Source organism: Burkholderia sp. USMB20 (assembly GCF_000949135.2).
Taxonomy (GTDB): Bacteria; Pseudomonadota; Gammaproteobacteria; order Burkholderiales; family Burkholderiaceae; genus Burkholderia.
The window spans coordinates 25,956-35,641 of record NZ_JTAN02000016.1 but is presented as its reverse complement, the minus strand read 5'-3'; the positions used below and the strand labels follow the sequence as shown (position 1 = coordinate 35,641).

Sequence of the window (9,686 nt, the reverse complement as noted above, 5' to 3'; positions counted from 1 at the left end):
TCCGGCGCTGGATTCCCAGCGGCCGATCAGCTTACGATGGGTCGAAAAGCGGACATTTGAACTTGGCTAGAAGCGGACATTACAACTTAGCCACTACAACCAGTCATATCGATAATTGAGATTATGTCAAATCATAAATTTACCCGAAAACACCCCTGAAATCCCTGCCAGACACCGCCCGAATCCTTCCTCACCAGTCACGCGCAGCCACAGTTCTTGCAGCGTGAACCCCGCCTCAGCAAAAACCTGCGGCACGCAATGCCCCCGACGGCCGCCCGCCAGACGCCGTCTCCAACCACCGCAAACCGCCCGCAACAGGACGATCAGGACAACCACATCCCCTGCATCTTGTGCGAGAAATGCGCGCGCTCGGCCGTCTCCATCAGCGACAGGAATTCATCCTGCATCATGTGGATCAGCGCTTCGTGGTCGCCGGCCTCGAAATACACTTCCGGCTGCTGCGCGAGATGTTCCTCGAGGAACGTCTTCATCCCGTACGCCATGCACACCGGCGGCAACGCGCCCAGGTCGCAATCCTTGAAGAGTTCGCGCAGTTCGATTTCCCTGGCGAGCACGAGATGGCGGCCGGTCTTGACCCAGAGGTCCGACAGCCGCACCGCGTGCGACGTCGGCAGCACGGCGGCGACGTAGCCTTCGTCGTCCTCGAGCAGCACGGTTTTCGCGAGGCGATCGCCGGGGATATGCGCGGCGGCGGCCGTCTCCATGCTGGTATGGCTATACGGGTGGTACACGACTTCGTACCGCGATGACTTCTGGCGCAGGCAATCCTGCAGGGTGGCTGATACAGGCATGGCACACCTCTCTGGACGAATCGGACGAACGAAGTTCGCTCCGGGTTTGTTCAGCATAGGTCGCATTGCGGCCAATGGAAACGCCCTCGCACGACGCCCGCACCGACGCTCGCCCCGGCTTCGGCCCCCTTTTTCCGGCGCGCGCAATCCGGGCCCGGAATCCGCATGGAACATGTCTGCCTGCCCCGCCTTTCCTGAAGACACAACGAGACGCAACGGGCGGTAACGGTTCCCGTACGAGGACCCCACCACATGTGACGGCGGATCTGCGCCAGACCGTTAGTTGCATTTTAAGGAAGAACGTCGAGACCTGAAAACCGTCGTCATCGGCCGCCGGGGATCGGCCGGCCACGCACCCACGAGGCCGCCGCGAACCGCGCCGACAAAGACCGAACCTCGCCCTATACTGAGCCAACACCCGCCATCCCGCGGCGGCCGATTCCGGGAGCGACCATGCATTACCAGCTGATCTACGAACTCGTCGACGATTACCTGTCCCGGCGCGAACAGTACCGCGCCGAGCACCTCGCACTCGCGCGGGCGGCAACCGAACGCGGCGAACTCGTGCTCGCAGGCGCATTGCAGGATCCGGCCGACCAGGCCGTGCTCGTGTTCGAAGGCGATTCGCCGGAAGCCGCCGAATCGTTCGCGCGCGCCGATCCCTACGTGCAGAACGGCCTCGTCAAGTCCTGGTGCGTGCGTCCGTGGCGCGTCGTGGTCGGCAAGCACGCCCCGCGCTGACGGTGCACGGGGCCACGGCTACAGCCACCCGGCCCGCTTGAAGCGCCACCACAACGCGAGATCGGCTACGACCATCACGCCGATGCAGCCGTAGAAGCCGTACTTGAGGTGCAGTTCGGGCATGTTCGCGAAGTTCATCCCGTAGATGCCGGCGATCATCGTCGGTATCGCGAACAGCGCAGCGAACGAGCCGAGCCGCTTGGTCACCTCGTTCTCCGCAAGCGAGATCATCCCGAGATTGACCTGGATCGCGGTCACGACCATCTCGCGCCGCCCTTCGATCGTCTTCACGATCCGCTGCAGGTGGTCGTACACGTCGCGGAAGTAATGCTCCATCCCGCTGCAGACCTGCGGAATGCGTCCGCCGGTGAGCTTCGCGAGCGGCTCGATCAGCGGCGCCGTGTGCTGGTGCAGCATCACGAGCCGGCGTTTCAGCGAATAGAGATCCTCGATGATCGCGCGCGACGACGCGGGCGTGGCCTTGGTGAAGATGCGGTCCTCGAGCTCCTCGAGCTCGTTGCCGAGCGTCTCGAGGATCGGGAAATAGCGGTCGACGACCTGATCCATCAACGCATAGAACACGAATGCCGACCCTTCCTGCAGCAGATGCGGCTCGCGCTCGCAGCGCTTGCGCACCGCGCGGAAGTCCTGTTCGGTATGGTTGCGGATCGACAGCACGTAGTTCGGGCCGACGAACACGTTCAGCTCGCCGACATTGAATTCTCCGTCGTGGTCGAGCTCGACCGTGTGCAGCACCGCGAACAGCGAATCGCCGTACTCCTCGATCTTCGGCCGCTGATGCCCCTTGCGGGCATCCTCGAGCGCGAGCTCGTGCAGCCCGAATTCCTCGCCCATCAGGTCGATCTCGTCCGGCGTCGGATCCTTCAGCGCGACCCATACGAAACACTCGGGTTTCGACACGTATTCGCTGATGGCGTCGATATCGATATCGGCCAGCTTGCGGCCGTCCTGGTATGCAGCACAGTTGATGAGCATGATGTCCGTCATGTTGCCGTTATCGCACCAGTTTACCGGGTTGCCGCGCGGGCGGCCCGGCTTGCGCGGCACGCCGATATTGGTCATGATCGGATTGCGTGCGCCGCGGCTCGCGCACGGCATCGCTTCGACAAGTGCACGGCACGGCCGTGCCGCCCAACCTTCAAGGAGACAGACCCATGTGGTATTTCTCGTGGATACTCGGCATCGGCGTGGCGCTCGGCTTCGGCATCATCAACGCGATGTGGCTTGAAGCGGAAGTGTTCTCGCGCGACGGCAAGCGCACCGCCGCACCGCGCACGGATTCGGGGAGCCGGTATTCGTGACGCACCTGGTGTTCTTCTGCGGTCATGCCGGCACCGGCAAGACCACGCTCGCGAAGCGGCTGATCGGGCCGCTGATGCGCGCGACCGGCGAAGCCTTCTGCCTGCTCGACAAGGACACGCTCTACGGCCGCTACAGCTCGGCCGCGATGGGCGCCCTCACCTCCGATCCGAACGACCGCGACAGCCCGCTCTACCTGAAGCATCTGCGCGATCCCGAATACCAGGGCCTGCTCGACACGGCCCGCGAGAACCTCGCGCTCGGCATCGGCGCGCTCGTGGTCGGCCCGCTGTCGCGCGAAGTGCGTGACCGGCGCATCCTCGACCGCACGTGGCTCGGCATCGGGCCGGACGTCGCGCTGACGGTCGTGTGGGTCCACACCTCGGAAGACGTCGCGCACCAGCGGATCGTCGCGCGCGGCAATCCGAACGACGCGTACAAGCTCGCGCACTGGGACGAATACCGGCAACGCCGCTTCGTGCCGACCGGCCACGAATGCGACGGCATCGTGATGTTCGACAACACCGCACCGTCCGACGCGGACATCGATGCGCTGCTGTACCGCATCGTGCCGCCCCCGCCGGCGGCAACGATCGTCCCGCCGCTGCCCGCCTGAGCGGCGCGCACCGCCCTGCTCCTCGTCGCTTCACCATGTCGCGTGAAGGCATCGCGACGCAACGTGTCGATTCGGCCGACGCCAATGCGATCCGTGAAGCCGTGAAGGGCTTCGACGCGCTCGTCAAAAAAAACGCCGGAAGCGCTGTTGCGCTCCCGGCGTCGCACGGCCCTCGTGCCTGAGACCGATCGTCAGGCGACTTCGTGCACGCGCTCCATCGTGCCGCCTTCGTACAGCTTGCCGAAGCGGTTCGCGAGGAACGCCTTCAGCGACACCTTTTCCTGCGGGATGAAACCGCTTTGCGGCAGCTTCTTTTCGCGGAACAGATCCAGCACCGCGCACATCGCGCCGGCCGTCGTGATCTGGATGGCGCTCATGTGCATCCCACACACGTCCTTCGCGAAGATCTTGCGGGTGAACACGTCCTGCACGAGCTGGCCGTCCTTCACGCCCGTCACCGTGACGAACACGAGCACGACGTCCTGCTTCGTCGACGGCACCGCGCGGCGCATGATCGACTTCAGCGTGTCGCGGTCGCTCGACAGGCGCAGGTCTTCGAGCAGGAACTGCACGAGTTCGCGGTGGCCCGGATAGCGCACCGACTTGTAGTCGAGCGTCTCGACCTTGCCCGACAGCGTTTCGCACAGCGTGCCCAGGCCGCCCGACGTGTTGAACGCTTCGTATTCGGTGCCGTCGAGCGAGAAATGTTCGAGGCCTTCGAGCGGCTGCACCCACTGCTTGCGGCCGTCGCGGATCGCTTCACACGGCTGGCAGTATTCGTTGATCAGGCCGTCGACGCTCCACGTCAGGTTGTACTTCAGCGCGTTGGTCGGATACTCGGGCAGCGCGCCGACGCGCATCTTCACGTCGCGCACTTCGCTGAAGCCGTTCACGAGCTCGTGCGCGGCGATGCCGATGAAGCCCGGTGCGAGGCCGCACTGCGGCATGAACGCGCGGTCCGAACCGTCGGCCAGTTCGCGGATCGCGTGGGTCGCGCGCACGTCTTCGGTCAGGTCGAAGTAATGGACGCCTGCCGCCTTGGCCGCCGCGGCGACGTTGACCGCCAGGTAGTACGGCAGCGCGTTGACGAGCGCATCGAAGCCCTTTACGGCTTCACGGATCGCATTGGCGTCGGCCGAATCGACACGTTGCGTCGCGATGCCTTCACGCGACAGCTTGGCGAGCGCATCAGCATCGCGGTCGAACGCGACGACTTCGTAGTCGCCCGTTTCACGCAGCATGTGAGCAATGGTGTGGCCGATCAGACCTGCGCCGACGATGGCGATTTTCATGCGCTTATCTCCTGATGATGGGTTTGGTGTTGGTGTACGGCGTCGAGCCATGAACACAGTTTAGGGACGTGCAAAATCAGTTCCAAGACGAAGAATGATGCGAAACGACCGATACTTTCGACGAAATGACTACGCATTTCGTCACAACGACCAAATCATCTAAAAAACGCGTATACGGTGTGCGTCAGACGGGCCGCGATCGACGCGTGTGGACGCGTGTGGCCGGACAGGAAGGCACACGCAAGGCGGGACATGGCAGGCAAATGAATCGTTGCGCGCGCCCGGGCACGCATTCGACACAACGACGCTCGCGTGCGGACGCACGAGGCAACGCCCCGCGGCGTGCGCGGGCGGCGGGCATCAAGGCATCAAGGGGAAGGGAAAGGAGGAAAAGCCTGCGCGACGAATCGAATCGCGCCGCGGCGTCACACGCGACACCGCATGCGATGCGTCATCCGCCGATCGTGCCGCGATCGATCTTGCGCGACAGAATGATCGACGTCGTCGTGCGTTCGACGCCTTCGAGCGTGCCGATCTGGTCGAGCAGGTCGTTGAGCCGTTCCGGCGAATCGGCACGCAACCACGCGACATAGTCGTATTCGCCACTCACCGCGCACAACAGCTGCACCTCGGGCATCCGGTCGAGCTTGCGCAGCACGTCCTTGCCGAACTTCGGCGTGAGAATGATGCCGACGTATGCGTAAATGCTCGCGTCGAGCACGTCCTGACCGAGCCGCACGCTGTAACCGGCGATCACGTTGGTACGCTCGAGCCGCGCGATGCGCGCGACGACCGTCGTGCGGGCAACGTCGAGCTGTCGCGCGAGATCGGCGACGCTTGCGCGCGCATCCGCTTGCAGCAGCGCGACGAGTTGCCGGTCGAGGTCGTCGAGTTGGTCGAGGCGAGGAGGACGCATGAGGCTGGGCCGGCGTGCAACGCGCCGGCGAAATGGAACGTGACGCGATGATAGCGCCGAACGCCGGTGCGCCCAAACGGGATCTCACGCGTTCGCATCGCCCCGCCTCGTTCGCGCGCGGCGCCCGACGCGCCGATCGAACACCATCGATCGCCGGCCTTCGCCAAGTCCCTTTCAATTTCGATTCGTATCGGATGTAAGCAAGTGTCGCTTTCGCTGCTGCACTGCACGCAACGTGCTACTAATAAGGTGCGACGCGAGATGCGCGCTCGCGGCACTGCCCGCCGCGCCCGCTCGCACGACACCACCCCGGAGAGCCAACCATGAAGAAAATCTCGCTCACCCTCGCTACGCTCGCCGTTGCGGCCAGCGCATTCGCGCAAACCCCGCCGCAACCGCAAACGCCCGCACCGGCAGCGGCAACGGCCGCGTCTGCCCCTAGCGCCGAACAGCGTGCCGCACGCCACGAAGCGCGCATCGAGCAGCGCATCAAGTACCTGCACGACCAGTTGAAGATCACGTCGGCGCAGGAACCGCAATGGAAGACATTCGCCGACACGATGCGCGAGAACGGCGACACGATGGGCCGCCTCTATCGCGCCCGGATGGAAAGCCATGACGTGTCCGCGGTCGACGACATGAAGCAGTACGCGGAACTCGCACAGGCGAACGCGGACGGCGCGAAAAAGCTCGCCGACGCATTCGCGCCGCTTTACGAGCGCTTCCCGGCCGACCAGAAGGCGCTCGCCGACACGACGTTCCGCAGCTGGCTGCACCACGGCGGCGAACACCGCGGCAAGGGCAAGGCCGCGAGCAAGGAAGGCAAGGCAGCAGCCGCGCCGGCCGCCAGCGCGCCCGCGCAACCCTGACGTCCGCCCCGTCGGCGCCGCACTGCCCGTGCGGGCCGAACGGTGCCGCGCATCCCGCGGGAATCCGGCGCGTCACACGGCGCGCCGGATTCGGGATAAGCTCCCGGCTTTTCCCGCACTTCCCCCCTGCCATGCTCGAACTCAAGCACCTCGATCTGCGTACCGACCCGCAGGCCCGTCGCGTCGTGAAGGATGAAACCGTCACGGTCGCATTCGCGGATGACGACGGCGAACTGATGAGCCTCGAAGGCCCGAACCGCTATGTCGCGGGCGACGCGCTGATCACCGGCTCGACCGGCGACCGTTGGGTCGTGTCGCGCGCGCGCTTCGACGCGAAGTACCTGCCCGCCGATCCGGCGCTCGCGCACGGCGCGCCGGGCGCCTACCGGAACCGGCCGGCCGTCGTGCTCGCCCGCCGCATGGACGAGCCGTTCACGATCGCCCGCTCGGAAAACGGCGACACGCTGCGCGGCATGGCCGGCGACTGGGTCATGCAATATGCACCCGGCGACTATGGCGTCGTGCAGGCGCAGCGCTTCGCGCAGGTTTATCGCGACGCGTAAGCGCGCGTCGCGTGACACGCGCCGCGCCGGCATCGTGCCGGCGCGCGCCGGCGTCGCCGCTCACGCAAAGTCTTCGTCGAGTTCGAGTTCCGCGGTGCGCTCGACGGCTTCACCCGCCGCGTGCCGCTCCTCGAGCGAGCCCAGCATCGCTTCCGTGTACGCATGCAGCACCGCGTGGCTGCGGGCGCGCTGCATCGGCCTGAGCGCCAGATAGCGCGCCAGCGCGGCCGGCACGATGCGGATATCGAGCGTCATCCGTTTCGGCGTCGAACCGAAACGCATCGCGAGCCACTGCACGGACAGGAAGCGCCCGCGTTCGTCGCTGCTTTCGGCAAAACGCGTCTGCTCCGGAAAGAGATCGCAGATCACGCGCGCGAGCGCGTCGAATTCGGCGCTTGCGCATTCGATCAGATAGTCGTCCATTCCGCCTCTCCCGTCAGGCCGCCGCGCGCGGCGACCGGCACGTCTTCACCAGCACGGCGACCAGGATCGCGGCCAGCACGAAATACACGGCCTCGAGCGATCCGGCCGGCAGCACGCGCACCTGGTACAGCAACGCCGGTGCGGCCGCCAGCGCATGCAGCACGATCGCGAGCGGCAATACGCCCGCGCAGCCGGCACGCACGCCGCGCCAGACCAGCACCGACAGCGCGAGCTGCACCGCGAACGCCGCGCAGCGCTCGATCAGCAACAGCAGGATCGACTGTGCCGACAGCGTCGCCAGCATCACGTGCAGCCGCACGACGGTATCGCCCGGCAGGTCCGCGAGCTGCGTCTCGAGCTGCCCGCGGCTCGCGAGCCACGCGAGATACGACCACTGGCCCCAGACGAGCACGCCGACGAACCAGGCTTCGGCGCCGGCATGGCCGATCCCGTAGCCGATGCCGCGCCCGTCGCCGGCCAACGCGCCGTAGCGGCGGTTCAGGAACCGGATCCCGAGATAACGGCCGACTTCCTCGAACACGGCGGTCGCGAGCGCGCTGTACGCGACGAATGCGAGCGGCTGCGTGAGCCAGCCGCCGGCGGGCGTCTGGCTCAGCACGAGGCCATGGAATGCGCGTTCGACGATCATCGCGAACAGCGTGAAGACGGCGACGCCGACGATCGTGTCGCGGCGGTCGAGCGCAAGCGGCTTGCGCAGGGTACGGAAGAGAACGAACGGCAGTAGCGCGATGATCAGCGTGGCGGCGATCAGCACCGCCAGCGTGACGGGAGCGACAGTCATGAATTTCCTTGTTCGGGGCAGCGCACCTGACGCGCCGCGTGCCCCGCATGATACTCAGCTTGCGGTCGACGCGCGCGCAATCAGCTCGCCCGGCAGCATCGCGACGCGCACGTCGCCGACCGCGCCGTCGATGCGCTCGTGCACGAATTCGACGGCCTTGTAGCCGATCTCGTAGGTCGGCTGACGGATCGTCGTGATGCCGATCAGCTCGGCCCACTCCGGATCGTCGATCGACAGCAGCGCGGCCTTTTCCTGCCATGCGGCGCCGAAGCGGGCGCGCAGGTGGCGCGCGATCGCGAGCGCGACCGGCGCGTTCGCGGCGAACAGCGCCGCCCGCACGCCGCGCTGCGTGGCCGCGTCGACGCGCGCGTCGAGGTCGGCGAGCGCCACGGCGGCCGCGGCCGGCTCGTTCAGGTCGAGGACGACCGTCGGCGGCACCGGCAGCCCGCGCGCGTCGAGCGCCGCGCGGAACGCGGCCTCGCGCAGGCGCCGCGAGCTGACGCGCTCGAACGGCTGCACGACGAAATGAATCGCATCGAAGCCGCGCGCGATCAGGTGCGCGAGCGCCGTCTCGATCGCATCGGTGTTGTCGAGCCCGATCAGGTCCGCCTCGAAGCCCTCGACCGTCCGGTCGACGAGCACGGCCGGGATGCCGCCGCCGCGCAGCGGGCGCAGCACGTCTTCCTCGGCGCCGAGCGCATTGACGATCAGCCCTTCGACCCGGTAGGTCGTGAGCAGCTGCAGGAAGCGCCGCTCCATCTCGACTTCATTCGCCGCGTGGCAGATGAGCGGCATGTAGCCGAGCGCGTGGCACGCGGCCTCGACGCCCAGCAGCACTTCGACGGTATAGGGATTGGTCAGGTCGGCCGCGAGCATGCCGAGCAGCCGGTTGCGGCCGCGCTTCAACCCGCGCGCCATCTGGTTCGGCCGGTAGTTCAGGCGCGCGATCGCCGTCTCGATCCGCTGGCGCAGATCGGCGGACAGCACGTGCGTCTCGCCGTTCAGATAGCGCGAAACGCTGGTCTTGCCCGTGCCTGCTTCGCGTGCGACGTCGCTGATCGTCGCCGGACGCTGCGTGGAAGGTTGCGAATCGCTCAAGTCGTGCCTCGCGACGTACGATCCGCGCCGCTTCGTGTGCGGACGGACCTTTGTTGTTGGATACGAACGCCCCCCGGCGCACGCCGCCGCTCCCCTGCTTCGCGGTCAAGCGAAGCCGGCGCGTTCGCGCCCGCTCCGCTCGCCCGACACGCACGGCGATCGGCCGCACCGGGCTGGCACGGATGTCCGTCGCCGGACGCCGCCGGCCGCGTGGCCGGGTCGTCGATGCGCGAC

13 protein-coding genes are annotated in these 9,686 nt (G+C 66.4%); 6 read left to right on the top strand and 7 right to left on the bottom strand.

What is annotated here, in order from left to right:
- Positions 1-323: 323 nt before the first annotated feature.
- Complete coding sequence (locus tag PL79_RS20225) at positions 324-812, bottom strand: aminoacyl-tRNA deacylase (protein WP_044848239.1); 489 nt, start codon at positions 810-812, stop codon at positions 324-326.
- A gap of 453 nt (positions 813-1,265) precedes the next feature.
- Here PL79_RS20225 and PL79_RS20220 point away from each other — a divergent pair, with 453 nt between their 5' ends.
- On the top strand, positions 1,266-1,553 hold the full coding sequence (locus tag PL79_RS20220) for a YciI-like protein (RefSeq protein ID WP_044848240.1): 288 nt from the start codon (positions 1,266-1,268) through the stop codon (positions 1,551-1,553).
- Positions 1,554-1,571: 18 nt separating this feature from the next.
- Here the strand turns inward: PL79_RS20220 and corA are convergent, their stop codons facing one another.
- Entirely contained in the window at positions 1,572-2,549 is a 978-nt protein-coding gene (corA, locus tag PL79_RS20215) for a magnesium/cobalt transporter CorA (RefSeq protein WP_044848267.1), read from the bottom strand.
- A 179-nt stretch (positions 2,550-2,728) separates the two neighbouring features.
- On the opposite strand from corA, the gene cydX reads away from it, so the two are divergent.
- From cydX to PL79_RS36185, 3 genes are read left to right on the top strand one after another with little or no spacing between them, the layout of a single operon-like run.
- A complete protein-coding gene (cydX, locus tag PL79_RS20210) occupies positions 2,729-2,875 on the top strand; it encodes a cytochrome bd-I oxidase subunit CydX (RefSeq protein ID WP_044848241.1) in 147 nt (48 codons plus the stop codon).
- Entirely contained in the window at positions 2,872-3,489 is a 618-nt protein-coding gene (locus tag PL79_RS20205) for an AAA family ATPase (RefSeq protein WP_044848242.1), read from the top strand. The genes cydX and PL79_RS20205 overlap by 4 nt, the downstream gene beginning before the upstream one ends.
- 35 nt (positions 3,490-3,524) lie before the next feature.
- Positions 3,525-3,671: a hypothetical protein gene (locus PL79_RS36185; protein WP_185733846.1), complete on the top strand. Its 147-nt coding sequence runs from the start codon at positions 3,525-3,527 to the stop codon at positions 3,669-3,671.
- A 9-nt stretch (positions 3,672-3,680) separates the two neighbouring features.
- Here PL79_RS36185 and PL79_RS20200 read toward each other — a convergent pair whose 3' ends face one another.
- Positions 3,681-4,781 carry a saccharopine dehydrogenase family protein gene (locus PL79_RS20200; RefSeq protein ID WP_040144221.1) on the bottom strand — a complete coding sequence of 367 codons (1,101 nt, stop codon included), beginning with the start codon at positions 4,779-4,781 and terminating at the stop codon, positions 3,681-3,683.
- Between the two features lie 451 nt (positions 4,782-5,232).
- Complete coding sequence (locus tag PL79_RS20195; RefSeq protein ID WP_006481526.1) at positions 5,233-5,697, bottom strand: Lrp/AsnC family transcriptional regulator; 465 nt, start codon at positions 5,695-5,697, stop codon at positions 5,233-5,235.
- Between the two features lie 323 nt (positions 5,698-6,020).
- Between PL79_RS20195 and PL79_RS20190 the strand changes: the two genes are divergently transcribed.
- Positions 6,021-6,566, top strand: coding sequence for a Spy/CpxP family protein refolding chaperone (locus PL79_RS20190; RefSeq protein ID WP_044848243.1), 546 nt, complete (start codon positions 6,021-6,023; stop codon positions 6,564-6,566).
- 131 nt (positions 6,567-6,697) lie between these two features.
- Entirely contained in the window at positions 6,698-7,129 is a 432-nt protein-coding gene (locus PL79_RS20185) for a PGDYG domain-containing protein (protein ID WP_044848244.1), read from the top strand.
- Positions 7,130-7,189: 60 nt separating this feature from the next.
- Here PL79_RS20185 and PL79_RS20180 read toward each other — a convergent pair whose 3' ends face one another.
- From PL79_RS20180 to PL79_RS20170, 3 genes are read right to left on the bottom strand one after another with little or no spacing between them, the layout of a single operon-like run.
- A complete protein-coding gene (locus PL79_RS20180; protein ID WP_044848245.1) occupies positions 7,190-7,552 on the bottom strand; it encodes a DUF3022 domain-containing protein in 363 nt (120 codons plus the stop codon).
- Positions 7,553-7,565: 13 nt separating this feature from the next.
- Positions 7,566-8,354, bottom strand: a complete 789-nt coding sequence (locus tag PL79_RS20175) for a YhfC family intramembrane metalloprotease (protein ID WP_044848246.1) — start codon at positions 8,352-8,354, stop codon at positions 7,566-7,568.
- Between the two features lie 54 nt (positions 8,355-8,408).
- Positions 8,409-9,452: a LacI family DNA-binding transcriptional regulator gene (locus tag PL79_RS20170; protein WP_044848247.1), complete on the bottom strand. Its 1,044-nt coding sequence runs from the start codon at positions 9,450-9,452 to the stop codon at positions 8,409-8,411.
- Positions 9,453-9,686: the final 234 nt, after the last annotated feature.

Coding starts and splice junctions, on each gene's coding strand:
- corA (WP_044848267.1), bottom strand. CDS start 2,549: ATGCTCATCAACTGTGCTGCATACCAGGACGGCCGCAAGCTGGCCGAT.
- PL79_RS20190 (WP_044848243.1), top strand. CDS start 6,021: ATGAAGAAAATCTCGCTCACCCTCGCTACGCTCGCCGTTGCGGCCAGC.
- cydX (WP_044848241.1), top strand. CDS start 2,729: ATGTGGTATTTCTCGTGGATACTCGGCATCGGCGTGGCGCTCGGCTTC.
- PL79_RS20175 (WP_044848246.1), bottom strand. CDS start 8,354: ATGACTGTCGCTCCCGTCACGCTGGCGGTGCTGATCGCCGCCACGCTG.
- PL79_RS20225 (WP_044848239.1), bottom strand. CDS start 812: ATGCCTGTATCAGCCACCCTGCAGGATTGCCTGCGCCAGAAGTCATCG.
- PL79_RS20180 (WP_044848245.1), bottom strand. CDS start 7,552: ATGGACGACTATCTGATCGAATGCGCAAGCGCCGAATTCGACGCGCTC.
- PL79_RS20220 (WP_044848240.1), top strand. CDS start 1,266: ATGCATTACCAGCTGATCTACGAACTCGTCGACGATTACCTGTCCCGG.
- PL79_RS36185 (WP_185733846.1), top strand. CDS start 3,525: ATGTCGCGTGAAGGCATCGCGACGCAACGTGTCGATTCGGCCGACGCC.
- PL79_RS20200 (WP_040144221.1), bottom strand. CDS start 4,781: ATGAAAATCGCCATCGTCGGCGCAGGTCTGATCGGCCACACCATTGCT.
- PL79_RS20195 (WP_006481526.1), bottom strand. CDS start 5,697: ATGCGTCCTCCTCGCCTCGACCAACTCGACGACCTCGACCGGCAACTC.
- PL79_RS20185 (WP_044848244.1), top strand. CDS start 6,698: ATGCTCGAACTCAAGCACCTCGATCTGCGTACCGACCCGCAGGCCCGT.